The sequence below is a fragment of the Pseudomonas mosselii genome, from assembly GCF_005796105.1.
Classification (GTDB): Bacteria; Pseudomonadota; Gammaproteobacteria; order Pseudomonadales; family Pseudomonadaceae; genus Aquipseudomonas; species Aquipseudomonas mosselii_C.
Window position 1 is genome coordinate 229,278 of sequence record NZ_VAUO01000008.1, and the last position, 25,842, is coordinate 255,119.

The window sequence follows — 25,842 nt, forward strand, 5'->3', positions numbered from 1 at the left end:
CCAGGGTATCGTCCGACCTACGCTGCCACGGAAAGCTGCCTAATTGAATTCGCCCATTGCGCCTTTCGACTTCGAAGGCTGCCTCGCCGCCTGTGCTCAGGGAGACCGCCGAGCGTTGCAGGCACTCTATGAACACGAGGGTTCTCGTTTGCTCGGCGTGGCCAAGCGAATCGTGCGCGATCAGGCCAGTGCAGAGGACATCGTTCACGATGCCTTCGTACGTATATGGACACGCGCCGCCCGCTTTGATCCGCAACGGGGTTCCGCTCGGAGCTGGGTCTACAGCCTAACACGTCACCTGGCGCTGAACGCGGTGCGTGACAGCCACTGGGAAGCCTCTATGGATGATGCCGACATGAGCGCCATCGCGACGCTGGCAGCAGACACTGACGAGCTGCACCTTTGGTCCGGCTCGGCAAAGATCTACCGCTGTCTGGAGCGCCTACAGCCCGCCGCACAACGCTGCATCCTGCATGCGTATGTGGACGGCTGTAGCAACGCGCAGATCGCGGCCCTGCTCGACGCGCCCTTGGGCACGGTAAAGGCCTGGATCAGGCGAAGCCTGAAACTGCTGCGAGCGTGCATGGGATGAAACCTACCCCTGAGGATGAAAGCCCCGAAGCACTCGATGAGCTGGCGGCCGAATATGTGCTGGGCACCTTGAGCGGCGAGCAGCGTACCGCGCTGATCGCGCGTATGAACACCGAGCCGGCTGTACGCGCCGCAGTGGACGGCTGGGAGGCTCGCCTGCTGAACCTGACCGCGTTGGTCGAGCCCGTAACCCCCACCAGCCGCTTGTGGAGCCGGATCGAACGCAGCCTTGACGAACTCAAGGCCCCGCTGCAACGCCCCATCAGCAGGTGGCGCCGGCTTGGGCTCTGGCAGGGCCTGGCCGCTGCCGGGCTCGCCGCCAGCCTGGTGCTGAGCTTGGCCCTGCTGAGCAAGGCGCCACCTGTGACCACCTACATGGTAGTGCTGGTAGCACCTTCGAATCAGGCCCCGGGATGGGTCGTGCAGGCGAACGATGCGCGCATGATCGAACTGATCCCCCTTGCGCGTGACGACGTACCAGAGGGCATGACGTTGCAGTTCTGGACCAAGGGTGATCAGTGGCGCGCACCGGTTTCGCTGGGGTTGGTCAGGCCAGGCGAAGCCTACCGTGTGCCGCTCACTCGTCTGCCTGCGCTTGAGCCCAATCAGCTGTTCGAGCTGACCCTGGAAAAAGCCGGGGGCTCTCCTACCGGCGCACCCACCGGACCCGTGAAGTTCATCGGCCGCGCGGTGAAAGTCATCTGAGCTGGGGCAGCACCACACTAGAAACGCTGGGGTTCTCACGATTCATCCGGCTGATTGCACGCGCTTTCAGGCAGCTTGACGGCTTCATAGCCAATCCCCTGATCTCGGCAAGTGCTGGTCCAGCGGACTCACGTAGGCTTCGCCAAGTAATCGATGAACAAACGGAACAATTCAGCGTTGGTCGATATCTCGAGGCGTTGATAGATATTGTGCTTGTGCACTTTCACCGTGCCATCCGAGATGTTGAGCAGCGTGGCAATCGAGGCATTGCTATGCCCCTGCAACAGCAGCTTGGCAATGTAGCGTTGCGTGCCCGTCAGTCGCCCCTGCAAAATTTCGACGAAAGCATCTTCAAGCATCACGTCGCCAGGTTGTTCTTCTTTGAGGCTACCTGAATAGCTCAACTGGCAATGCTTTTCGAACAGTGCCGTAATGACCGGCCCAAGTGCGGTCAGCGCTTGCATTTGCGACGCGGTGAACGGCCCGTTACGCAGGTACCTCATCACCGAGTAGACGATCGCCACCTGGGGACGTATCGGGATGATGAATCCTACTTCTTCGATGGCCGTGCCATGCTCGGAGGACACACAAGGATGAATGTCCTTGGATATCGAGAATCCCGACGAAAAGAAACTGTCCGGGGCCAGATCCGTCATGCGCCATAGGCCAGCTGGATGACCGTTCACACACGCCACATAGAACGGATCGAGGAGATAGCCACCGCGAAGATAGGCGTTGAGCGTCCTTTCAGTGACGGACTGGCCATAACCGTTGTGTACCAGGATAGCGCCTTGGTTGTACTGGAAAAGATAACCGCAGCTCATGTCGAACGAGACTTTCTCACGAAGCAGAGCATCCATGGACGCCCCAAATTGCTCAGTCCCCAAAGCCAAAACGACGGAGGACAGCGCTCTCGCCTCTTCGATTTTCATGATCACCACGCAGCTGTTCTTGAGCCCTTGCCGATGTCATCTGGTTTTTTGCAGAAAACCTGAAGGTTTGCTCAAGGCACTTTATCGACTCGTCCAGATGATTGCGACACCGCAGCGCCGAAGCTGAACAATCCGCAGCGCCGATGACGCTGCGGATAAACTCGATGCCGTTGTCGGATCAAGCCGCTTCGGCGCTGGCCCGGAAAGTGCCGGCCGCTGCCGCCTCATCCTGCAGTCCCATCTCCCTGGCTCTGGGCACCGCGAGCCAATAGGCCAGCACCATCGCAATCAGGCCGCCGGATAGCTTGCCGATGATCAAAGGCAGAATCAGCGACGGCTGGAAGTTTGCCGAGAACGCCATATGGTCGCCAAAGGTGAACGCGGCGCAGACCGAGAACGCGATGACCAGGACCTTGTCCTTGGGCGGCATGTCACTGACAAGGCGAAACATCGCCAGAATGTTGGCAGATGAGGCGAGCACGCCGGCAGCACCGACCCCCGACATACCGAAGCGAGAGGCAACCTTCTCGATGGGTTTGGACAAGAAGCGCTTGAGCAAATAGACCATCGGAAAGGCACCGCACAACATCAGCCCGATATAGCCGGCAATTTCGAGCGCACGGAACTGATCGTCAGCGTCGGCAATGATCGGAGCGAACCCCCAGCCACCAAAGACCGAGCTGAAGAAGCCGGTGAAGTACTGGACTATCGAGGCAACCAGCACCAGCACCACCGAGATGTACATGAACTGCCCAAGCTTGAGGAACAGGTAGACCATCACGTTAGGGAAGTACCGAAGTGCAGCAGCCAGCGCGATACAGAACAGAATCAGTGGCATCAGGTTGCGCAGCAGCATCGGCAGCGTGAAGTGCAACGCCTCGGTGGCAGCACCGGTGGTCGCAATGTCAGGCCGGACATTCAGGCCCAATGTCTGCATCATCATGGCGATGATCATGATGCTGATGGGAATGGTGAGCAGCCCAGCCATGATGCCTAAGGCCATGTACTTGTGGTCGATTTTGCGCAGCATGGCCAGACCGACAGGGATCACGAAAATCAGGGTGGCGCCGGACTGGAAGCCGGTGATCAGACCCAGAATCCAGCCTTCCGGCGTCTGTGCGAGCGCCTTGGCCAACTGATAGCCGCCCATGTCGGATGCAATGAAGATGGGGCCAGCTATGCCAGGATCAGCGCCGATGAGCTGGAACAGCGGCGCGATCACGTGGCTGATGCCACTGGAGATGAAGGGAATGGCGGCCATGATACCGGCCACGGGGATGAAGATCGGCCCGATGCTATGCAGCCCGGCAATGAACTCCTGGCCCAACTCGCTTTCTGGATTGATCATGGACGCAACGGCACCGATAACCGCGCATATCATGATCACATAGATGACATAGGTGCCTATGTTTTCCATTTGCTGCCTCATTCTTGTATGTGTTGTTCAATGGCAGGACTGAAAGGTATTTAGTCGTTGTTTTTGTGAGTGAAGCTCGCGAGCCCACGAAGGTTCGCCGAGGTCAGGCTAGTGCCAGCCCGCCGAGCGTGTCCATATATCAACCGGTATACGCTCATTTAACTAATTGATTTATAAATAAAATTTGTAATTTCGGCGTGGCGACGGAGGACCAGCGCCAGCGCGGTATGCCGGTGAAGACGTCGATCATGCGCCCTCGGAAGGCATTCAGGCAGTCCGACAGCGAACCTTCAAGCAACCGGCAAACCTGGAAAACGCCGCCGCCACTATGCTCGACTCAATCACCAGCGCCCATGGCACCTTCCGGCCGCTTCGCGCTGAATGGTATGGGCAGCCCTTGGATGTCAGCGTTGACGGGGGAGATGGCGCATGACTGGACAACGCCATGCAGTGGAGGAACAGCGAGCCGCCATGCGCGGCGTTTCCTCGACTCGCTGGGCGCAGACGCTACCGGGGCTTGAGCACGCTTTGCGCAACGACATTGCAATCGTTAGCTGCATAGCCTCTGCTGCGTACCGGACGCCGCGATTCCACGCCGAACGATCCGACCCAAGGGAAAACGCGCCATAACGTTCCGAGACGACGTTTGAGTACGCTGGAAACGCCCATAGGCCTAGTGTTGTCGAATAGCAAATCGCCCCCTGCGCATCAAGAATGCCAAGGGGCGATCCGCTGAAGTGGTTGACTCAGTCAGTCAAACTTCATATTGAGCGTCGTACCGCCGGACAACTGGCAGGTTCCGGTCGCGACACTGCCTGGCATGGTGTAGCTGCACGTCAGCGAATTACCTTTGCTGCCCTTAGCTGTGATCTTGTTATTGGCATTCTGGCCGGTGAAACGTTCACCCTTGTAAGTAACATCTAACTGACCGCCGCGGCTAAGGGTGCCGTTGCTTGCGGAGAATTGGCTATTCGGCTGTGCCAAGTAAACCGAGTAGAAATCCTTACTGGTGTAGCTACCCGCACAGCCAGAAAGTGCTGCTGCAGCAAGCGCCAGGAGGCCGGTACCGAACAATTTGATCATCTATCACTCCTTCAATAAACCAGACGGACGGATAGGCCGTCGAAGACAACACGGCGATCTTGCCGTGCTTGCCTGTCGTTAACCTGTCGCGCCAGTGCGCTGGGCTCGACTGGTACACTTTCAAACCTGCCCACGGCCACAGGTAGCACCTTGAAAATTTTGCTTGTTGAAGACGAACTTGAATTAGCATCATCGCTGAAAGAAGCGCTGGGCCGTCATAATGTGGTCGTTGATCACGTGACCTCGCTCATGCAGGCTGCCGGCGCGTTGGCCGATTACCCTTACGACGTCGTGGTATTGGATCGCCAGCTCTCGGATGGCGACGCCCTGTCTTTACTGAAGCAGTGGCGGACAAACGCAAATCCCATTCCTGTGATTATCTTATCGGCACGGGGCGACTTGGCCGACCGTGTAACAGGCCTTGATGCAGGTGCTGACGACTATCTCGCCAAACCGTTTGAAGTTAGCGAGCTTTTCGCCAGGATCCGAGCGCTAGTACGACGCCCTCTCAATATTCAGCACGACTTGGTGAGTTTTGGCCGTTTGGTCTTTGACTACTTAAGTGGGGAGGCGACGGTGGGCGGCAAAACCGTGCTGCTTACTCGCCGAGAAACCTTGGTTCTGGAGCTCCTACTCCGCCGATTTGGCCGTGTCATTGCACGAGGCGCATTGATGGAAGCCGTCTTTTCCATTGATGACGAGGTGCAACCAAATGCTTTGGAAACGCATGTCTCCAGGCTGCGTAAAAAACTTCTAGAAGCCGACAGTGGGCTAGACGTGACGGTAGTCAGAGGCGTTGGCTACTTCATAAGGGAAAAACAATGATCTCTTTGAAGCCCCGCTCCCTACGCTGGCGCCTCACACTGCGTATCATTGCAGCACAAATTGGCATCATTACCGTACTGGCGGCAATTCAGCTGATTGCTGAAGCTTATTTATGGTCCAACGGTAACCTGTACGATGGCAATAATGGCTGGACGGCAGTGAATACCGTCGCCGACTCGGTCACCCGCAGTCCCGATGGGGTGCTGACCATCGATGAGAGCGCTAAATTGCGCGAGCGCCTGCAAGATCCTGAGTTCTGGTATGTCGTGCGCGATGCCTCGGGGCAGCAGATCATGCACGGTCAGGTACCAGGCAATGTTGCATCGGCAGTAGAGGCTCTGGATGCGATTGCATATGCCGATCTAGGCCAGACTATCGATAAGTCTCAGACACCGATTGCAACCGTGCAGTGGGCGACATCGCGAGCGGGTGTGATCAAGGTGATGACAACCGCGCGCTCACCCGTCACCTTTACAGAGGCGCTTTCACTGGCTTCGGCAAAAAGCCTGGTTCTGGTAGTTTTTCTTTCATTGATAACATTGGTGATTTTGCCAATCATCACGCCCTGGGTAGTCAAGCGGACATTGGCCGGCATGGACAAAGTTGCGGCGGATGCAAAAGCCATCAACTTCAAGCAGCGGGGCATTCGTCTGCACGCGGGCTCTGCGCCCCTCGAAATTCAACCGTTCATCGACGCGGTAAATGCTGCATTCAACCGCCTAGATGAAGGCTATAAAGCACGGCAACGTTTTCTGGCAGATGCTGCGCATGAACTGAGAACACCAATAGCAATCCTCCAGACCCGACTCTCGAACCTGCCACCAAGCGCGCATAAAGGCCTTCTTCAGGCGGATTTGGCAAGGCTTACCAATCTGGCCTCGCAACTACTCGATCTGCAGCGTTATGAACAAGGTGCAGTGGTACTGGAGCGCATCGACCTCGTCGAACTGGCACGCACTGTGGTCGCCGATATTGCTCCGCTGGCCGTGGCTGCTGGCTACGACATAGCACTCGAACACGAAACCGCGCATTGCTGGGTCAATGTCGAGGCAGCGTCCATTGAACGCGCGCTGGGCAACCTTATCCAGAACGCTATCACGTATGCAGGTCAATCCGGCCTGATCACAGTGCTGGTCGGTAGCAACGGCAATATCGATGTGATTGACGAGGGCCCAGGAATAGCAGAAGCGGATTGCGAGAAGATTTTTGAGCCCTTCTACCGTCTGAAAAATGATGGTCGAGGCGCAGGGCTAGGCCTGGAACTGGTGCAAAAGATCATGATGGCCCATGGAGGGCGCGCCCAACTGCTACCGGCTACAACATCTGCCGGCGCTCATTTTCGCCTGAGCTTTGGGTCATCTAGCCGTGTAGCGGGCACACCCGCGTGACCTCCCTGACCTGAAGGACGAAAGGTTGAAACGCAAGAGGCCAACGATGCCCCTCTGTACGACTCAGCAAGCTGGTGATTGCCAGCACGCTGAGTCGCTCCCGTGCCGATAACTATTTGAAATAGGGACTGAGGTGTTCGCTGAGGAAGATACCTTGCGGGTCGAGTTGGCGTCGCAGCTGACGGAAGTCAGTGGCACGCGGATAAATACTCGTTACATCATCACCGGTCAGGAAGTGCAGCTTGCCCCAATGTGGCCTGGCACCATAGGCGCGCAGGATTGCATCGACAGCACGTAGATAGTCCCAATAGTCAGTACCTGGCTCGCCTGACACCGAGATGGTCACGCTATCCTGCTCGAAGAAAGGGCTCATCCACGCACCATCCCCGGCAGTGAAGCGGTACTCGATGGGGTAGATGGCTTGCGGGAAGTCTTCCAGCATCAGCTTGCGGACGGCGCGCAGCGCCTCTTTGCTGTGCTTGATCGGTACCGCATATTCCAGCTCGTGGAAGTTCGGCAGGTACTCGATTGGGTATACATCCGAGCTGTAAGCGACCTTTTCGAAAGGGCTGTCGAAAGGGGCGCGATCGGTAATATCCATTACCTTCACTTCACAGACATCGGTCGTCTTTCCGGTTTTCGAAGTTGCCGCTGTATCCGGCAGACAATAGCAGTGTCGGCTCTGCTCGTACGGGCACCAGAAGAAGCTGAAGTGCCGATGTTTGCGCGCGAGTTCGTCGTGTTTTTCCATCACGCTTTCGAAATCTTCACGCCAGATTCGCTCGTGCAGGTTGAAGCTGTCGGTAACCTGCAGGGTGATCTCCGAGACGATACCCAGCACGCCCATCGACACGCGCCCTGCTTGCAGCAGGTCTGGGGTACTTTCATCGACAACGATGATGCGGCCGTCAGGCTGAACCAGCTTCATCCCCACGATCGAAGAGGCCAGGTTACCGAGGGTCAGGCCCGTACCATGAGTGCCGGTGGTCAGCGCGCCCGCGATCGACTGGCTGTCGATATCGCCCTGGTTGACCATCGACAGGCCAGCCTCACGCAAGGCTTTACCAAACGCGTTGATGGTAGTGCCCGCCGAAGCGGTGACTCGCTTCTTGTCATAATCGATATGACGTACGCCGGTCATGTTGCCCAGCGTGAGGTGAAGGCCATTGGTGAGGGCGACGGCGGTGAAGGAGTGACCGGAGCCGGCAACCCGAACGTTCATACCCTTGCTGGAGGCATCGTTTACCATCGAGCAAAGCTCATCCTCGCTCGCAGGTGCTCCACGTGCCGAACGGATGCAGGATTGGTTACCTGCCCAATTACGCCAGTGAGCGTGCTCGAGTCCGAATTCGTTGATGTGCATATTGTTCGAAGATGTTGTCACGATGGATCTCCTGCATTTTTCTTCTGGTTAGATTGCGGTATAGCCATTGTCGGCAAACAAATGCGCACCATTGACGAAACTTGCATCATCACTGGCCAGGAACAGTGCTGCGCTCGCAACTTCTGATGGTTTGCACAGACGCCCCTGCGCAGCAGCAATGGCCTCTTCCGTGACATCCACGCCATGTTTTTGCAACGTTTCGATTTCGCGCAGGCCGTGTGCGGTAGCAATGAAACCTGGGCAAATCGCGTTGGAACGGATTCCGCGATCTCTGAACTCCACCGCAATCGCCCTGGCGAACATGTGTGTGGCGCCTTTACTGGTGCAGTACAAAACCTCCATGGGCGTGCCTACCACCGCAGAGATCGAGGACGTGGACACTATGCTGCCACCACCCGCTGCGAGCATGCCTGGCAAGACCGCCCGGGTGACCAGGAACATGCTCTTCACGTTAACTGCCATGATGCGGTCCCATTCCGCCTCGCTTGTTTCAAGGAAAGGCAGCGCGGAAAGAATGCCGGCATGGTTCATGAGTACCGTGATCGGCCCGAACGCTTCCTCTACGGCTGCCACGGCAAGCTGCACCTGAGTCGCATCCGAAACATCCGCAGGCGAGAACACGACGTCATACCCTTCGCTACGAAGCCGCTCGGCCACTTCGGCACCTTTGCTGGAGGGAAGATCGACGATGCCTACCTTGGCCCCTTCTGCCGCGAACAGCTCCGATGCGGCCAGACCGCATCCACCCGCACCGCCAGTGATCAACGCTACTTTTCCTTGCAAACGTCCCGTCATGAGTAGCCTCCGAGCAGCGCAGATGAACAACGCGGCTTTCGCAATGTGAGTTTTTGTTTTGTCACGGCTCGACCTGATCCGTGCGCTGAAGCATGACCCGAATAGGCATCAAGCTCCATATACCAATCGGTATACAAAATCTCTTTTTCACGAATGGATGGGTGGAATACCAACTCGCCTGGCGAGAGGACAAAAATAAAGATGGAGACGCTGTTCAGCGCTTAACTAAGTGTTTATGAGGTCTTACAAAAGGCCGAAAATAAGAATTATATATTTGGCAATTGATTCAATTTGCATAGGATGTGACCAACGCAGAGCTACATCTCGGTCAGGAAACGCTCGCGAAGGGTTTGCTTACGCTTACCCGCGTACTGCTTACCTCGCCTTCAGTATTGCGCTCAGGCCCCAGGTGGACCAGATAGTGATGCTGCTGGTCAATAATCTGCGAGTGGTACACCGGCAATGATTGACCACTGCAGGAGAGGTGCGCCTGTAGCGCGCAAGAGCCCTGGCTTTGAGCCGGTTGAGGGCTGAAAAATGGTCGGCAGCATCAAAGCGCCGCTCATTACGCGTTTAAGGAAAATTGTTCGGGGTTTTCACAGAAATATTTTTCCATCGAGCATGATTAAAAAGCAAGCGTTGCCGATATGATCGGCCGAGACCACGAGCCTCCCTAAGGAAGATCATGGTCTCGTGAGACAGCTTTTATTGTTTCAATACCGCTTTAATTGTCGAAAACTAAGACTGGACAACAGCCCACAGCATCACTCCACCGTCACCGACTTGGCCAGGTTCCGTGGCTGGTCGACGTCGGTACCCTTGAGCACCGCCACGTAGTACGACAGCAATTGCAGCGGCACGGTATAGAGAATCGGCGCCAGGGCGTCGGCGATGTGCGGCACGTTGATCACGTGGGTGCCTTCGCCGTTGCTCATGCCGGCGTGCTCGTCGGCGAACACCACCAGCTCACCGCCACGGGCGCGCACTTCCTGCAGGTTGGACTTGAGTTTTTCCAGCAGTTCGTTGTTCGGCGCCACCGTGACGACTGGCATGTCGTTATCCACAAGCGCCAGCGGGCCGTGCTTAAGTTCACCGGCTGGATAGGCTTCAGCGTGGATGTAGGAGATCTCCTTGAGCTTCAGCGCGCCTTCCATCGCCACCGGGTACTGCGCACCACGGCCAAGGAACAGGGTGTGGTGCTTGTCGGCGAACAGTTCGGCGGTCTTCTCGACCACGCCGTCCATCGCCAGCGCCTCGCTCAGGCGAGTTGGCAGGCGGCGCAGCTCATCCACAAGCTCTGCCTCAACACCGGCTTCCAGGGTGCCGCGCACCTGGCCCAGGGCCAAGGTCAGCAGCAGCAGGGCTACCAGCTGGGTGGTGAAGGCCTTGGTCGATGCCACGCCGATTTCCGGGCCTGCCAAGGTCAGCAGGGTCAGGTCGGATTCGCGTACCAGCGAGCTGATGCCCTTGTTGCAGATCGCCAGGCTGCCAAGGAAACCCAGTTCCTTGGCGTTGCGCAATGCCGCCAGGGTGTCGGCGGTTTCACCGGACTGGGAGATCGAGACGAACAGCGTGTCCTGCTGCACCACCACCTTGCGGTAGCGGAACTCGCTGGCCACCTCGACCTGGCAAGGAATGCCGGCCAGGCTTTCCAGCCAGTAACGGGCAACCATGCCGGCGTGGTAGCTGGTGCCGCAGGCGACGATCTGGACGTTGCGGACCTTGCCGAACAGCTCCGCCGCCTGAGGACCAAAGGCCTGGACCAACACGTGGTCCTTGCCCAGGCGCCCTTCGAGCGTGCGCTGCACCACCGCTGGCTGCTCGTGGATCTCCTTGAGCATGAAGTGGCGGTACTTGCCCTTGTCGGCCGCCTCTGCGCCGTCGCTGTACTGCACGGTCTCGCGTTGCACCGGCTGGCCAGCCTGGTCCCACACCTGCACCGCGTCACGACGGATTTCGGCGATGTCGCCCTCTTCGAGGTACATGAAGCGGTCGGTGACCTGGCGCAGTGCCAGTTGGTCGGAGGCGAGGAAGTTTTCACCGAGCCCCAGGCCAATCACCAGCGGGCTGCCACTGCGCGCGGCGACCAGGCGATCCGGCTGGCTGACGCTGATCACGGCCAGGCCATAGGCGCCGTGCAGACGCTGGACCGCCACCTTGAGCGCATCGGTCAGGTCGGGGGTGGTCTTGAGCAGGTGATGGATCAGGTGGACGATCACTTCGGTGTCGGTCTGCGAGTCGAAGGTGTAACCCAGGGCCTTGAGCTCTTCGCGCAGCGCTTCGTGGTTCTCGATGATGCCGTTGTGCACCACCGCCACCTGGTTACCCGAGAAGTGCGGGTGGGCGTTGTGCTCGGTCGGTGCGCCGTGGGTCGCCCAGCGGGTGTGGGCGATACCCAACTGGCCCTTGAGCGGATCGTCCTCGACGGCTTTTTGCAGCTCGCTGACCTTGCCGATGCGGCGACGGCGTTGCAGCTCGCCCTGCTCGGTATAAACGGCCAGGCCGGCGCTGTCGTAGCCGCGATATTCCAGACGCTTGAGGCCTTCGACCAGAATGGCTGTGATGTTGCGCTCGGCAACGGCACCCACGATTCCACACATAAGTTGTTGCTCCTAGCTGATAGCGGCGCAGATCAGATTGACGCCGCGGGCTTGAATGCGCTCGCGTGCCTCGGCGGGCAGGCGATCATCGGTAATTAGCGTATTGACGCTGCCCCAAGGCAGCTCGAGGTTGGGGATCTTGCGACCGACCTTGTCCGATTCGACCATCACGATCACTTCGCGGGCCACTTCGGCCATGACACGGCTCAAGCCCAGCAGTTCGTTGAAGGTCGTGGTGCCGCGCTCCAGGTCGATGCCATCGGCACCGATGAACAACTGGTCGAAATCATACGAGCGCAGCACTTGCTCGGCCACCTGGCCCTGGAACGACTCTGAGTGCGGGTCCCAGGTGCCACCGGTCATCAGCAGCACGGGCTCGTGCTCCTGCTCGCTGATGGCACGGGCGACGTTAAGCGAGTTGGTCATCACCACCAGGCCCGGCTGGCGCCCGAGCTGCGGGATCATCGCAGCCGTAGTGCTGCCGCTGTCGATGATGATGCGCGCATGCTCACGTATGCGCTGCACTGCCGCCTTAGCGATGGCCTGCTTGTACAGCGACACCGGCTGCACGGTTTCGGCCAGCAGTTCCTGGGGCATGGTGACAGCACCGCCGTAGCGACGCAGCAGCAGGCCATTGGCTTCAAGGGCGGCCAGGTCCTTGCGGATGGTCACTTCGGAGGTTTCGAAACGCTTGGCCAGGGCGTCGACACTCACCTCACCCTGCTCGTTGAGCAAGGCGAGAATGTTGTGACGACGTTGCGGTGTATTTCGTTTCGACATTTTGGCGTTAAGTTTCGATTCGAAAGATAAGAGGTGCAATCAAAACCTAAGCCGCCTCGTTAGTCAAGCGTAGGCAGACAGGTGCCTGCCAGACCAGCCTCGCAATCGCCGAGTACCGCACTGCCTGGTTATCCACAGAATGAAAAAGCCGGCTTATTCACATAAGCCGGCCTGTGTAAAAAGCACTGTGGATAAGTCAGCTCTGCTTGATCTTTTCCGGGCGCTTCCAGCCTTGGATGTTGCGCTGGCGCGCACGCGCCACACCCAGCTGGCCGGCCTCGACCGTCTGAGTGATGGTCGAGCCCGCCGCAGTGGTGGCGCCTGCCTGGATTTCCACAGGGGCGACCAGCGAGTTGTTCGAGCCGATGAACACGTCCTCACCCATGACCGTGCGGAACTTGTTGGCACCGTCGTAGTTGCAAGTGATGGTGCCGGCGCCGATGTTGCTGCGGGCGCCGATCTCGGCATCACCCAGGTAGGTCAGGTGGCCAGCCTTGGCCCCTTCGCCCAGGCGTGCGTTCTTCAGCTCGACGAAGTTACCCACGTGGGCCTTGGCTTCTAGCACACTGCCCGGGCGCAAGCGGGCGAATGGGCCGGCATCGCTGCCCTCCCCCATGACGGCGCCTTCAAGGTGGCTATTGGCCTTGATCACCACGCCCTTGCGCAGGATGCTGTCCTTGATCACGCAGTTCGGGCCGATCTGTACGTCATCCTCGATGACCACCTTGCCTTCCAGCACCACGTTGATGTCGATGAGCACATCACGACCTACCGTGACCTCGCCGCGGACATCGAAACGGGCCGGGTCGCGCAGGGTGACTCCCTGAGCCATCAGGCGGCGGCCTTCGCGCAGCTGGTAGTGGCGCTCCAGTTCGGACAACTGCCGGCGGTCGTTGGCGCCTTGCACTTCCATAGCGTCATGCGGCTGCTCGGTGGCAACCACCAGGCCATCGGCCACGGCCATGGCGATCACATCGGTCAGGTAGTACTCGCCTTGGGCGTTGTTGTTGGACAGGCGACCCATCCAGTCGGCAAGACGCTTGGCAGGCATGGCCAGAATACCGGTGTTGCCTTCAGTGATAGCCTTCTGCGCTTCGCTGGCGTCCTTGTGCTCGACGATCGCCAGCACCTGGCCTTGCTCATCACGCACGATACGGCCATAGCCGGTCGGGTCAGCAAGGTTTACCGTGAGCAAACCCAGCTGCGTGGCACTGACCTTGGCCAGCAGGCGTTGCAAGGTATCCACTTCGATCAGCGGCACATCGCCGTACAACACCAGTACGGTGTCGGCAGTGATGGCCGGGAGTGCCTGGGCCACCGCATGCCCTGTACCAAGCTGTTTGTCCTGCATGACGAAGTTCAGGTCGTCTGCTGCCAGGCGTTCGCGCACCTGCTCGGCGCCATGGCCAATCACCACATGGATACCGTTGGGGTGCAGTTGGCGTGCGCTGTGGATAACATGGCCGAGCATGGAATTGCCCGCTACCGGGTGCAGCACCTTGGGCAGCGAGGAGCGCATGCGGGTGCCTTGGCCTGCGGCGAGAATGACGATATCGAGGGACATTGACTGGCTACCGATCCGGGGCGGTCAGCGATGTGACCGAAGAAGAAATTCAGAAAAAGAAAAAGGGTAGCCGAGGCTACCCTTTAACTCAATCGCAATGCAGGTGACCGGCCAAAGCCAGATTACTTGCCTTTGCGCAATTGCTGGACAGTACGCAGCTGAGCTGCAGCCTCGGCCAGACGTGCGGCGGCAGCGCCGTAGTCGAAGTCCGAGCCTTTAGTGTTCAGCGCGTTCTCGGCAGCCTTGAGGGCTTCCTGAGCCTGAGCTTCGTCCAGGTCGGCAGCACGCTGCACGGTGTCGGCAAGAACCTTGACCATGTTTGGCTGCACTTCGAGGAAGCCACCGGAGATGTAGAACACCTCTTGAGTGCCACCCTGCTTGGTCAGCGTGATCGGACCAGGCTTGAGATTGGTGATCAGCGGCGCATGGCCTGGAGCGATACCCAGATCGCCCAGGTTGCCGTGCGCTACTACCATCTCGACCAGGCCGGAGAAGATCTCTCCTTCTGCGCTGACGATGTCGCAATGGACTGTCATAGCCATCTGCTTGCCTCAACCTGATTAGCGCCCCTTGCGGGGCGCCGGGATTACAGTTTCTTGGCTTTCTCGATCGCTTCGTCGATGCCGCCGACCATGTAGAACGCTTGTTCTGGCAGGTGGTCGTAGTCACCTTTGAGGATGCCGCTGAAGCCAGCGATGGTGTCCTTGAGCGAAACGTACTTGCCTGGCGAACCGGTGAAGACTTCGGCCACGAAGAACGGCTGCGACAGGAAGCGCTGGATCTTACGAGCGCGGGCAACCAGTTGCTTGTCGGTCTCGGACAGCTCGTCCATACCCAGGATCGCGATGATGTCCTTCAGCTCTTTGTAGCGCTGCAGAACATACTGAACCTGACGGGCAGTTTCGTAGTGCTCGGTACCGATCACGTTCGGGTCCAGCTGACGGGAAGTCGAGTCCAGTGGATCGACCGCTGGGTAGATACCCAGGGATGCGATGTCACGGGACAGAACGACGGTGGCGTCCAAGTGGGCGAAGGTGGTGGCTGGCGACGGGTCGGTCAGGTCGTCCGCAGGTACGTATACGGCCTGGATCGAGGTGATCGAACCTTCCTTGGTGGAGGTGATGCGCTCTTGCAGAACGCCCATCTCTTCAGCCAGGGTCGGCTGGTAGCCTACTGCCGAAGGCATACGGCCCAGCAGTGCGGATACTTCGGTACCGGCCAGGGTGTAACGATAGATGTTGTCGACGAACAGCAGAACGTCGTTACCTTCGTCACGGAACTTCTCAGCCATGGTCAGGCCGGTCAGCGCTACGCGCAGACGGTTTCCTGGTGGCTCGTTCATCTGACCGTAGACCAGCGCTACTTTGTCGAGAACGTTGGAGTCCTTCATCTCGTGGTAGAAGTCGTTACCCTCACGAGTACGCTCACCCACACCGGCGAACACGGAGTAACCGCTGTGCTCGATGGCGATGTTACGGATCAGTTCCATCATGTTAACGGTCTTGCCGACACCGGCACCACCGAACAGACCGACCTTACCGCCCTTGGCGAACGGGCAGACCAGGTCGATAACCTTGATGCCAGTTTCCAGCAGGTCGTTGCCGCCTGCCTGGTCAGCGAACGAAGGGGCAGCGCGGTGGATACCACGACGCTCTTCTTCACCGATCGGACCGGCTTCGTCGATTGGGTTGCCCAGAACGTCCATGATACGGCCCAGAGTGGCCTTACCGACTGGAACGGAGATGGCCGCGCCCGTGTCGACAACGTCCAGACCGCGCTTCAGACCTTCGGTCGAGCCCATCGCAATGGTACGAACCACGCCGTCGCCCAGCTGCTGCTGAACTTCGAGAGTGGTTTCCGCGCCTTGAACTTTCAGCGCGTTGTAAACACTCGGCACGACGTCACGTGGGAATTCCACGTCGATGACGGCGCCGATGATTTGAACGATACGTCCGCTACTCATAGCTGGATCCTCTGAATATTTGAACCGTTAAACCGCGGCAGCGCCGCCGACGATTTCCGAGATCTCCTGGGTGATCGCAGCCTGACGCGCCTTGTTGTAGATCAGCTGGAGTTCGCTGATCAGGTCACCGGCGTTGTCTGTGGCGTTCTTCATGGCGATCATCCGGGCTGCTTGTTCAGCAGCGTTGTTCTCGACCACCGCCTGGTAAACCTGCGACTCCACGTAACGCACCATCAAGCCGTCCAGCAGCTCTTTTGCGTCGGGTTCGTACAGGTAGTCCCAGTGGTGCTTGAGTTCCTGATCCGGGGTTGCCACCAACGGTACCAACTGCTCTACCGTCGGTTTTTGGGTCATGGTGTTGATGAACTTGTTCGAAACCACCGAGAGGCGATCGATACGGCCGTCCAGGTAGGCGTCCAGCATCACTTTGACGGAGCCGATCAAGTCGTTGATCGATGGCTCTTCGCCCAGGTGGCTGATCGCGGCTACGACGTTGCCGCCAAAGATGCGGAAGAAAGTCGCACCCTTGCTGCCGATCACGCACAGGTCGATTTCCACGCCCTGTTCGCGGTTTTCGTTCATGTCCTTGACCAGGGCCTTGAACAGGTTGGTGTTCAAGCCACCGCACAGACCACGGTCACTCGTCACCACGATATAACCGGCGCGCTTTACAGGGCGCTCGATCATGAACGGGTGGCGGTATTCCGGGTTGGCGTTGGCCAGATGACCGATCACCTGGCGGATACGCTCCGCGTAAGGACGGCTAGCAGCCATGCGCAGTTGTGCCTTGCGCATTTTGCTGACCGCCACTTTCTCCATGGCGCTGGTAATTTTTTGCGTGCTTTTGATGCTCGCAATCTTACTGCGAATCTCTTTTGCGCCTGCCATGTATCACCTATCAGGTTAGCAAGCGGGGGCCGCAGCCCCCGCTGCGGCTTACCAGGTCTGGGTGGCCTTGAACTTCTCGATACCGGCTTTCATGCCAGCGTCGATTTCGTCGTTGAAGTCACCCTTCACGTTGATCTTGGCCATCAGTTCGGCGTGATCACGGTTGAAGAAGGCGATCAGCGCTTGCTCGAAGCTGCCGACCTTGGAGACTTCTACGTCAGTCAGGAAACCACGCTCAGCGGCGTACAGCGACAGGGCCATGTCAGCGATCGACATTGGCGCGTACTGCTTCTGCTTCATCAGCTCGGTAACGCGCTGACCATGCTCCAGCTGCTTGCGGGTCGCTTCGTCCAGATCGGAAGCGAACTGGGCGAATGCAGCCAGTTCACGGTACTGAGCCAGAGCGGTACGAATACCACCGGACAGCTTCTTGATGATCTTGGTCTGAGCGGCACCACCAACGCGGGATACCGAAACACCGGCGTTCACTGCAGGACGGATACCCGAGTTGAACATGGCCGATTCCAGGAAGATCTGACCGTCGGTGATCGAGATCACGTTGGTCGGAACGAACGCAGAAACGTCGCCAGCCTGGGTTTCGATGATCGGCAGCGCGGTCAGCGAGCCAGTCTTGCCGGTAACAGCACCGTTGGTGAACTTCTCGACGTACTCTTCCGAAACGCGCGATGCACGCTCCAGCAGACGGGAGTGGAGATAGAACACGTCGCCTGGGTACGCTTCGCGTCCTGGTGGACGGCGCAGCAGCAGGGAGATCTGACGGTAGGCAACAGCCTGCTTGGACAGGTCGTCGTAAACGATCAGTGCGTCTTCACCGCGGTCACGGAAGAACTCGCCCATGGTGCAGCCGGCGTACGGGGCCAGGAACTGCAGTGCGGCGGATTCCGAGGCGCTGGCGGCAACCACGATGGTGTTGGCCAGGGCGCCGGCTTCTTCCAGCTTGCGAACAACGTTGGCGATGGTCGACTGCTTCTGGCCAACGGCCACGTATACGCAGAAGATGCCGCTGTTTTTCTGGTTGATGATCGCGTCGACCGCCATGGCGGTCTTACCGATCTGACGGTCACCGATGATCAGCTCGCGCTGGCCACGGCCAACCGGAATCATGGCGTCGACCGACTTGTAGCCAGTCTGTACAGGCTGGTCTACCGATTTACGCCAGATGACGCCCGGAGCGACCTTTTCGACCGCGTCGGTTTCGGTAGTGGCCAGAGGACCCTTGCCATCGATCGGGTTACCCAGAGCGTCGACGACGCGGCCCAGCAGGCCTTTGCCGACTGGAACTTCCAGGATACGACCGGTGCACTTGGCGCTCATGCCTTCGGCCAGGGTGGTGTAGGCACCCAGGACAACTGCACCCACGGAGTCTTGCTCCAGGTTCAGTGCCATACCGTAGACGCCGCCCGGGAACTCGATCATTTCGCCGTACATGACGTCGGCCAGACCGTGGATCCGCACGATACCGTCGGAAACGCTTACGACGGTACCTTCGTTGCGGGCTTGGGAGCCGACATCGAGTTTCTCGATGCGACCCTTGATGATTTCACTAATTTCGGAAGGATTGAGTTGCTGCATTGCTCTGCTGCCCCTTCAAACTCAAGATTTCAATGCTTCGGCCAGTTTCGCGATTTTGCCGCGAACCGAGCCATCGATTACCAGGTCGCCGGCGCGGATGACGACGCCGCCGATCAGGCTGGCATCCTCCGACGCGTGCAGGCGCACTTCCCGGCTGAGCCGTGCACTGAGAACCTTGGCGAGTTTGTCTTGCTGTTCTTGGTTCAACGCAAAAGCACTGGTGACTTCCACGTCCACGGATTTCTCTTGCTCGGCCTTGTACAGGTCGAACAGAGCGGCAATCTCCGGCAGAAGCAGGAGACGGTCGTTTTCCGCGGCAACATGAATGAAATTCTGTGCCTGAGCGTCGAACTTGTCACCGCACACTTCAATGAATGCGGCGGCCTTGTCTGCGCTAGTCAGTTGCGGGGCCTTGAGCAGGCGCTGCATGGTGCCGTCTTGCGACACCGCAGCAGCCAGGCCGAGCATGGCTGACCAATTGGCCAGTTGCTGATGGGCCTGGGCATGCTCAAAGGCAGCCTTAGCGTAAGGTCGGGCCAACGTGGTCAGTTCTGCCATGATCGCCCTCGCTTAAATTTCAGCGGCCAGTTTGTTAACCAGCTCCGCATGCGCGTTTTGATCGATTGTGGCGCCAAGGATCTTTTCAGCACCGCCAACGGCCAGGGCACCCACTTGGGCACGCAGGGCGTCTTTGACGCTGTTAATTTCCTGTTCGATCTCGGCTTGAGCCTGAGCCTTCACACGGTCAGCTTCGACGCGAGCCTGTTCACGGGCTTCCTCGACAAGCTGAGCAGCGCGTTTCTTGCTTTGCTCAATGATTTCGGCTGCCTGTGCCTTCGCTTCACGCAGTTGCTGACCCGCTTTCTCTTGGGCCAGCTCCAGGTCGCGAGCTGCGCGGTTGGCAGCGTCCAAGCCGTCGGCAATCTTCTTTTGGCGCTCTTGCAGAGCAGTGATGACCGGAGGCCATACATACTTCATGCAGAAGAACACAAAAATAGCGAAAGCAACGGTTTGGCCAATCAGGGTTGCATTAATGTTCACGCCAACACCTCGCTCGGTCTTTGTCCATCACACCAATCAACTCGTAGAAACGAGTGATTAGCCGGCGATCTGACCAACGAAGGGATTCGCGAAGGTGAAGAACAGAGCAATACCAACACCGATCATGGTTACGGCGTCGAGCAGACCGGCAACGATGAACATTTTGACCTGCAGCATCGGAACCATTTCTGGCTGACGAGCAGCGCCTTCCAGGAACTTGCCGCCCAGCAGGCCGAAACCAATGGCGGTACCCAGAGCACCCAGGCCGATCAGCAGAGCAACAGCGATAGCGGTCAGACCAACTACAGTTTCCATCTTTCCTCCCGACTTTTACGTCGTATTGGTTAGGTTTTTAGTTTGAAGCGGTAAAACAAATCGTTTGGTACAGCTTGCCCTTGCGGACTTTATAAAGCCTTCCCCCGCAACTGGCGGGAAGGCTATCAGACACGCCAGGCGGTCTTAATGGTTATCTTCATGAGCCATCGACAGGTAGACGATGGTAAGCATCATGAAGATGAAGGCTTGCAGGGTGATGATCAGGATGTGGAACACCGCCCACGCCCACTGCAGCACCACACCCAGGCCGCTGAGCCACAGGATGCCGGCGCCGAACATCACGGCAATCAGGATGAACACCAGCTCGCCGGCATACATGTTGCCGAACAGACGCAGTGCCAGGGAGATTGGCTTGGCGATCAGGGTGACGAATTCCAGCAGGAAGTTCACCGGGATCAGCAGCGCCTGAACGAACAGGTTCTTGCTACCAAACGGGTGCAGGGTCAGTTCGCCGATGAAGCCGCCGAGGCCCTTGATCTTGATGCTGTAGAAGATGATCAGTGCGAACACGCTCAGGGCCATGCCCAAGGTCGCGTTCGGATCAGTGGTCGGCACGGCACGGAAGAAGATGTGCTCATTGCCCGACAGCTTCTGTGCAGCCCACGGCAACCAGTCGACCGGTACCAGGTCGATGGCGTTCATCAGGAACACCCAGGCGAAGATGGTCAGCGCCAGCGGGGCGATCACCGCGCTGCGGCCGTGGAAGGAGTCCTTCACGCTGCCATGGACGAAGTCCACCAGCACTTCGACGAAGTTCTGCAGGGCGCCAGGCTGCCCGGAGGTAGCCTTCTTGGCCACCATGCGGAAGATGAACAGGAAGATCAGACCCATCGCAACGGACCAGCCCAGGGTGTCCAGGTGGAACGCCCAGAAGCCCATTGCCTTGGCTTCTGCAGCCGAATGGGCCAAGCCCCAGCTGCCGTCTGGTAGTTGACCGTAGGTCAGGTTCTGCAAGTGGTGCTGGATATAGCCCGAAGCGGTTTCTGCTGCCATGGTTGCCTCAAACGCCCTAAGGTCTCGAAAGTCTTTTATTCATCAGCAGGGGCGCGAACCAGCTGACCAAAAGGGTCAGCACGAAGACGCCGAATACTGCCAACGGCGCCAATGGCTTCACTCCTGCAAAGGTCAGTGCAAACAGCACTGCCGTCAAAATCATCTTGCCTGCCTCGCCTGCGTAGAACGACTTGACGATGGCCTGCGCCGCCCGGGCTCCGCTGAAGCGAAAAGCCTTCCAGGCGAAATACACGTTGGGTAGCCAGGCGATCAGCCCTCCACAGAGGCCTGAATATCCAATGACCGCCCCTTTCCACTGCCACAACACCAACGTTGCCAGCAGCAGGACGACAAATTGAGCCAGCAGTACCGGAAAAACCGCCCAGCGATGGAAAGGCAGGCGGTTTGGCGTGCGTATTTCCATCAAAACTGCTCCTCGAAAGTCGACCGCCTAGTCAGTAACGACTTGGCATAATTTGTGCCGACAAAATGCGCGCAGAGTATAGGGGTGGATTAACCCCTATTCAACTATTGGGTAGTGATTTCCGACTGCGCGCTACAACGGGAATTGTTTCAGCGGATGTGAGCGAGCACGCCCTGTAACTCGTCCAGCGAGTTGTAGCGAATGACCAGCTGGCCTTTACCCTTGTTGCCATGGCGGATTTGCACCGCAGAGCCCAGGCGCTCTGCCAGACGCTGTTCGAGGCGTGCGATATCCGGATCAGTTTTGCTCGGCTCGACCGGCTCAGGTTTGCCACTCAGCCACTGGCGCACCAGTGCCTCAGTTTGGCGCACGGTAAGCCCACGTGCGACAACATGACGCGCCCCCTCTTCCTGGCGATCCTCCTCCAGGCCGAGCAAGGCACGTGCGTGACCCATCTCCAGATCGCCGTGGGCGAGCATGGTCTTGATCGCCTCGGGCAGCGTGATCAGACGCAGCAGGTTGGCCACGGTCACCCGCGACTTGCCCACGGCATCGGCCACTTGCTGCTGGGTCAGCTCGAACTCCTGTTGCAAGCGCTGCAGGGCGAGGGCTTCCTCGAGTGGGTTGAGGTCCTCGCGCTGGATGTTCTCGATCAGCGCCATCGCGATGGCTGCTTCATCGGGCACTTCGCGAACCATCGCCGGGATGCTGTCCAGCCCGGCCTGCTGGGTCGCGCGCCAGCGACGTTCACCCGCGATGATCTCGTAACGGTTGTCGCCAATCGGGCGGACCACGATCGGCTGCATGACGCCGTGGCTGCGGATCGAGTGAGCCAGCTCTTCGAGCGCCTGTGGATCCATGTCGCGACGTGGTTGATACTTGCCGCGCTGGATCAGCTCGACCGGCAGTTGTTGCAGTTCTTTCTGGTCGATCTTGACCGCCTGCGCTTCGAGAGTGCTGACGGAAGGACCACTGAGCAGAGCATCCAACCCACGTCCGAGACCGCGTTTCTTGATGGCCATGCGGATTCCTTAAGTTGTTTGTGCAGTGCGTGATGGGCGGCGCTGGCGACGCACCAGTTCCCCGGCCAGGGCTAGATACGCCAGTGCGCCACGCGACTGCTTGTCATAGGCCAGGGCCGGCATGCCGAAGCTTGGCGCCTCAGCCAGGCGAATGTTGCGCGGGATGACCGTATCGTAAAGCTGGTCGCCGAAGTGCTCCTTGAGCTGTGCCGAAACATCGTTGTTCAGGCTCAGGCGCGGGTCGTACATGGTCCGCAGCAGGCCTTCGATCTTCAACTCCGGGTTCAGCCGGGCTGCGATGCGCTTGATGTTATCCACAAGGTCGCTCAACCCTTCAAGTGCGTAGTACTCGCACTGCATCGGGATGATCACGCCGTCGGATGCGACCAAAGCGTTGAGGGTGAGCATCGACAGCGACGGTGGACAGTCGATGAGGATGTAGTCGTAGTTGTCGCGGATCGGCGCCAGAGCATTGCGCAGGCGGCTCTCCTTCATTTGCATTTCCAGCAGCACCACTTCGGCCGCCGTCAGGTCGCGGTTGGCCGGCAGCAGCTGGAAATGGCCGTGCTCGGAGTACTGCATGGCCTGGGCCAGGTCGCATTCCCCGATAAGCAGGTCGTACACCGAATGCTCGAGCTCATGTTTATCCACACCGCTACCCATGGTGGCGTTGCCCTGTGGATCGAGGTCGATCAGCAGCACGCGACGCTTGGTCGCGGCCAGCGATGCGGCGAGATTGATACAGGTGGTGGTCTTGCCTACACCACCTTTCTGGTTCGCGATTGCGAATACCTTAGCCATTGTTGCGTGTGTTCCCAGTCATGCCTTGCGGCGCAGTATCAGCAGATGGCGCTGGCCCTGGCAACCTGGAACGGTCAGGGCCTGCTCGCTTTCCACTGTGAAGTCTGCGGGCAATGCTACCAGTTCGTCGGCAGGATGCAGCCCCTTCATTGCAAGCCATTGCGTGCGGGCGTCACCCAGGTGGCGGGTCCAGTTGGTGAAATTCTCCATGCTGCTGAAGGCACGCGAAATGATTCCGCAAAACGGCTGCTCGGGCTGTACCTCTTCGACGCGACTGTGGATAACCGTGAGGTTATCCAGTTTCAGTTCCATCTTCACTTGCGTGAGGAAGCGGGTTTTCTTGCCATTGCTGTCGAGCACCGTGACCTGTTTGTGCGGGTGCAGGATTGCCAGGGGAATACCCGGCATGCCGCCGCCACTGCCGACATCCAGCCAACGCTGAGTGTCGCTGTGGATAAACGGCATGACGCTGAGGCTGTCGAGCAAATGCCGCGAGACCATCTCGTCAGGATCGCGCACGGCGGTGAGGTTGTAAGCCTTGTTCCATTTGATCAACAGGGCCAGGTAGCCCAGCAGCAGCGCGTGCTGCTGCGCGCTCAGCTCGACACCGAGCTGGCGCGCACCTGTGGACAACTCTTCAGCGTGTTGCGGGGTGACCAGGGAACTCAAGCGCTTTGCTCCAATTCGCGGCCTGCGCCGCGTTTTTTCAAGTGAATCAGCAACAACGAAATCGCCGCAGGGGTTACGCCGGGAATACGCGACGCCTGGCCCAGTGTTTCAGGGCGGGTCTGTTCGAGCTTGCCTTGGATCTCCTTGGACAGGCCGGAGATCGTGGTGTAGTCGATATCCACAGGCAGGCGTGTGTCTTCGCTGGCACGCAGGCGGGCAATCTCTTCCTGCTGACGGTCGATGTAACCGGCGTACTTGGTCTTGATCTCGACCTGCTCGGCGACCTGTGGATCGACCTGCGCAGCGCCGGTCGCCTCGACCAGCCCTGCGTAGTCGATTTCCGGGCGGGCCAGCAGGTTGAGCAGGCTGTATTCGTGGGCCAGTGGTGTGCCGAACTTATCCACAATGGCTTGTCCCAGATCGGTGCCCGGGCGTACCCAAGTGCTCTTCAGGCGCTGCTCTTCGCGCTCGATCCCTTCGCGCTTGGCGCAGAAGGCCGCCCAACGCGCGTCGTCGATCAGGCCCAGTTCGCGGCCTTTCTCGGTCAGGCGCAGGTCGGCGTTGTCTTCGCGCAGGATCAGTCGGTATTCGGCACGCGAGGTGAACATGCGGTACGGCTCCTGGGTACCCAGGGTGATCAAGTCGTCCACCAGCACACCGATGTACGCCTCGTCGCGGCGTGGGCACCAGCTTTCCCGACCCTGCGCGCGCAGCGCAGCGTTGGTCCCGGCCAACAGGCCCTGGGCACCGGCTTCTTCGTAGCCGGTGGTGCCGTTGATCTGGCCGGCGAAGAACAGGCCGGCGATGACTTTGGTTTCGAGGCTGTACTTCAGGTCACGTGGGTCGAAGTAGTCGTATTCGATGGCGTAGCCGGGACGCACGATATGCGCATTCTCCATGCCTCGGATCGAACGGACGATCTGCAACTGCACATCGAATGGCAGCGAAGTGGAGATGCCATTGGGATACAGCTCATGGGTGGTCAGGCCTTCCGGCTCGATGAACACCTGATGGCTTTCCTTGTCGGCGAAGCGGTGGATCTTGTCTTCGATCGACGGGCAGTAACGCGGACCGACGCCTTCGATCACCCCGGAGTACATCGGCGAGCGATCCAGGTTCGACGCGATGATCTCGTGCGTGCGCGCGTTGGTGTGAGTTATCCAGCAGCTCACCTGACGCGGGTGCATTTGCGCATTGCCCATGAACGACATCACCGGGATCGGGGTATCGCCGGGCTGTTCGGACATGACCGAGAAATCTACCGAGCGGCCATCGATGCGCGGTGGGGTACCGGTTTTCAAACGGCCGACGCGCAGCGGTAGTTCACGCATGCGGTTGGCCAAGGCATTGGCGGGAGGATCACCGGCACGACCGCCGGAGTAATTCTGCAGGCCGATGTGGATAAGCCCGCCCAGGAACGTACCGCTGGTGAGTACCACCGAATCGGCGAAGAAGCGCAGGCCCATCTGGGTGACAACGCCTTTGACCTGATCCTGCTCGACGATCAGGTCATCGCAGGACTGCTGGAATATCCACAGGTTCGGCTGGTTTTCCAGGATCTCGCGCACCACCGCCTTGTAGATGGCGCGGTCGGCCTGAGCACGGGTGGCGCGCACGGCCGGCCCTTTACGGTTGTTCAGGATACGGAATTGGATACCGCTCTTGTCGGTGGCCAACGCCATGGCGCCGCCGAGCGCATCGATTTCCTTGACCAGATGGCTCTTGCCGATGCCACCGATGGCCGGGTTGCAGCTCATGTGACCGAGGGTTTCCACGTTATGGGTCAGCAGCAGGGTTTTAACCCCCATGCGTGCAGACGCAAGCGCAGCCTCGGTACCGGCATGGCCGCCGCCGATGACGATCACTTCAAAACGGGAAGGGAAATCCACCACGCACCTCGTGCCTGTTTTTGCGAATAGAGAAGGTAAGCGGACAAGTATAGGGACTTACCCCCTCTCAAAGAAACCTTTTGAGCAAAATTTGACCAGCCTGTGGATGAGCGGCGAACAAAAGTAAACAAAAGAGAAAAATTTATAAAAGCTTTGTTT

25 protein-coding genes are annotated in these 25,842 nt (G+C 58.8%); 4 read left to right on the plus strand and 21 right to left on the minus strand.

Going from position 1 to position 25,842, the window contains the following annotated elements; all coding sequences use genetic code 11:
• Nucleotides 1-43 precede the first annotated feature (43 nt).
• Nucleotides 44-592: a sigma-70 family RNA polymerase sigma factor gene (locus FEM01_RS17640; protein ID WP_138220766.1), complete on the plus strand. Its 549-nt coding sequence runs from the start codon at nt 44-46 to the stop codon at nt 590-592.
• Entirely contained in the window at nt 589-1,296 is a 708-nt protein-coding gene (locus FEM01_RS17645) for an anti-sigma factor (protein ID WP_138220767.1), read from the plus strand. The genes FEM01_RS17640 and FEM01_RS17645 overlap by 4 nt, the downstream gene beginning before the upstream one ends.
• A 128-nt stretch (nt 1,297-1,424) precedes the next feature.
• Here the strand turns inward: FEM01_RS17645 and FEM01_RS17650 are convergent, their stop codons facing one another.
• From FEM01_RS17650 to FEM01_RS17660, 3 genes are all read right to left on the minus strand, one after another.
• The gene (locus FEM01_RS17650) at nt 1,425-2,228 is read right to left on the minus strand and encodes a helix-turn-helix domain-containing protein (protein WP_138220768.1); all 804 of its coding nucleotides are present in this window, start codon (nt 2,226-2,228) and stop codon (nt 1,425-1,427) included.
• A gap of 178 nt (nt 2,229-2,406) precedes the next feature.
• The gene (gene eutH, locus FEM01_RS17655; protein WP_138220769.1) at nt 2,407-3,645 is read right to left on the minus strand and encodes an ethanolamine utilization protein EutH; all 1,239 of its coding nucleotides are present in this window, start codon (nt 3,643-3,645) and stop codon (nt 2,407-2,409) included.
• Between the two features lie 750 nt (nt 3,646-4,395).
• Nucleotides 4,396-4,728 carry a hypothetical protein gene (locus FEM01_RS17660; RefSeq protein WP_138220770.1) on the minus strand — a complete coding sequence of 111 codons (333 nt, stop codon included), beginning with the start codon at nt 4,726-4,728 and terminating at the stop codon, nt 4,396-4,398.
• A 150-nt stretch (nt 4,729-4,878) separates the two neighbouring features.
• Here FEM01_RS17660 and FEM01_RS17665 point away from each other — a divergent pair, with 150 nt between their 5' ends.
• Nucleotides 4,879-5,553 (plus strand): response regulator transcription factor, encoded by a 675-nt coding sequence (locus FEM01_RS17665; RefSeq protein ID WP_138220771.1) that lies wholly within the window; start codon nt 4,879-4,881, stop codon nt 5,551-5,553.
• Complete coding sequence (locus tag FEM01_RS17670) at nt 5,550-6,941, plus strand: sensor histidine kinase (protein WP_138220772.1); 1,392 nt, start codon at nt 5,550-5,552, stop codon at nt 6,939-6,941. Before FEM01_RS17665 ends, FEM01_RS17670 begins: the two co-directional genes overlap by 4 nt.
• 112 nt (nt 6,942-7,053) lie before the next feature.
• Here the strand turns inward: FEM01_RS17670 and FEM01_RS17675 are convergent, their stop codons facing one another.
• The 18 genes from FEM01_RS17675 to mnmG form a co-directional block, all read right to left on the minus strand.
• On the minus strand, nt 7,054-8,325 hold the full coding sequence (locus FEM01_RS17675; RefSeq protein WP_138220773.1) for a D-arabinono-1,4-lactone oxidase: 1,272 nt from the start codon (nt 8,323-8,325) through the stop codon (nt 7,054-7,056).
• Between the two features lie 27 nt (nt 8,326-8,352).
• Nucleotides 8,353-9,120 carry an SDR family NAD(P)-dependent oxidoreductase gene (locus FEM01_RS17680; protein WP_138220774.1) on the minus strand — a complete coding sequence of 256 codons (768 nt, stop codon included), beginning with the start codon at nt 9,118-9,120 and terminating at the stop codon, nt 8,353-8,355.
• 764 nt (nt 9,121-9,884) lie between these two features.
• The gene (gene glmS / locus FEM01_RS17685; protein ID WP_138220775.1) at nt 9,885-11,720 is read right to left on the minus strand and encodes a glutamine--fructose-6-phosphate transaminase (isomerizing); all 1,836 of its coding nucleotides are present in this window, start codon (nt 11,718-11,720) and stop codon (nt 9,885-9,887) included.
• Between the two features lie 12 nt (nt 11,721-11,732).
• On the minus strand, nt 11,733-12,500 hold the full coding sequence (locus FEM01_RS17690) for a DeoR/GlpR family DNA-binding transcription regulator (protein WP_138220776.1): 768 nt from the start codon (nt 12,498-12,500) through the stop codon (nt 11,733-11,735).
• A gap of 196 nt (nt 12,501-12,696) precedes the next feature.
• Entirely contained in the window at nt 12,697-14,064 is a 1,368-nt protein-coding gene (gene glmU, locus FEM01_RS17695) for a bifunctional UDP-N-acetylglucosamine diphosphorylase/glucosamine-1-phosphate N-acetyltransferase GlmU (RefSeq protein ID WP_138220777.1), read from the minus strand.
• Between the two features lie 122 nt (nt 14,065-14,186).
• Nucleotides 14,187-14,606: a F0F1 ATP synthase subunit epsilon gene (locus FEM01_RS17700; protein ID WP_054893003.1), complete on the minus strand. Its 420-nt coding sequence runs from the start codon at nt 14,604-14,606 to the stop codon at nt 14,187-14,189.
• 44 nt (nt 14,607-14,650) lie between these two features.
• Nucleotides 14,651-16,027, minus strand: coding sequence for a F0F1 ATP synthase subunit beta (gene atpD, locus FEM01_RS17705; protein WP_138220778.1), 1,377 nt, complete (start codon nt 16,025-16,027; stop codon nt 14,651-14,653).
• Between the two features lie 27 nt (nt 16,028-16,054).
• On the minus strand, nt 16,055-16,915 hold the full coding sequence (gene atpG, locus FEM01_RS17710) for a F0F1 ATP synthase subunit gamma (protein WP_138220779.1): 861 nt from the start codon (nt 16,913-16,915) through the stop codon (nt 16,055-16,057).
• A gap of 48 nt (nt 16,916-16,963) precedes the next feature.
• Entirely contained in the window at nt 16,964-18,508 is a 1,545-nt protein-coding gene (gene atpA / locus FEM01_RS17715; protein WP_138220780.1) for a F0F1 ATP synthase subunit alpha, read from the minus strand.
• A gap of 21 nt (nt 18,509-18,529) precedes the next feature.
• A complete protein-coding gene (locus tag FEM01_RS17720) occupies nt 18,530-19,066 on the minus strand; it encodes a F0F1 ATP synthase subunit delta (protein WP_138220781.1) in 537 nt (178 codons plus the stop codon).
• 12 nt (nt 19,067-19,078) lie between these two features.
• Nucleotides 19,079-19,549 carry a F0F1 ATP synthase subunit B gene (locus FEM01_RS17725; protein ID WP_138220782.1) on the minus strand — a complete coding sequence of 157 codons (471 nt, stop codon included), beginning with the start codon at nt 19,547-19,549 and terminating at the stop codon, nt 19,079-19,081.
• A gap of 57 nt (nt 19,550-19,606) precedes the next feature.
• Nucleotides 19,607-19,864 (minus strand): F0F1 ATP synthase subunit C, encoded by a 258-nt coding sequence (gene atpE / locus FEM01_RS17730; protein WP_003097235.1) that lies wholly within the window; start codon nt 19,862-19,864, stop codon nt 19,607-19,609.
• Nucleotides 19,865-20,008: 144 nt separating this feature from the next.
• On the minus strand, nt 20,009-20,878 hold the full coding sequence (gene atpB / locus FEM01_RS17735; protein WP_138220783.1) for a F0F1 ATP synthase subunit A: 870 nt from the start codon (nt 20,876-20,878) through the stop codon (nt 20,009-20,011).
• 16 nt (nt 20,879-20,894) lie between these two features.
• On the minus strand, nt 20,895-21,302 hold the full coding sequence (locus tag FEM01_RS17740; RefSeq protein ID WP_138220784.1) for a F0F1 ATP synthase subunit I: 408 nt from the start codon (nt 21,300-21,302) through the stop codon (nt 20,895-20,897).
• A 149-nt stretch (nt 21,303-21,451) separates the two neighbouring features.
• Nucleotides 21,452-22,324, minus strand: a complete 873-nt coding sequence (locus FEM01_RS17745) for a ParB/RepB/Spo0J family partition protein (RefSeq protein WP_138220785.1) — start codon at nt 22,322-22,324, stop codon at nt 21,452-21,454.
• Nucleotides 22,325-22,333: 9 nt separating this feature from the next.
• Nucleotides 22,334-23,125 (minus strand): ParA family protein, encoded by a 792-nt coding sequence (locus FEM01_RS17750; RefSeq protein ID WP_138220786.1) that lies wholly within the window; start codon nt 23,123-23,125, stop codon nt 22,334-22,336.
• Nucleotides 23,126-23,143: 18 nt separating this feature from the next.
• A complete protein-coding gene (gene rsmG, locus FEM01_RS17755; RefSeq protein WP_138220787.1) occupies nt 23,144-23,794 on the minus strand; it encodes a 16S rRNA (guanine(527)-N(7))-methyltransferase RsmG in 651 nt (216 codons plus the stop codon).
• Nucleotides 23,791-25,683, minus strand: coding sequence for a tRNA uridine-5-carboxymethylaminomethyl(34) synthesis enzyme MnmG (gene mnmG / locus FEM01_RS17760; RefSeq protein ID WP_138220788.1), 1,893 nt, complete (start codon nt 25,681-25,683; stop codon nt 23,791-23,793). Before mnmG ends, rsmG begins: the two co-directional genes overlap by 4 nt.
• Nucleotides 25,684-25,842 lie beyond the last annotated feature (159 nt).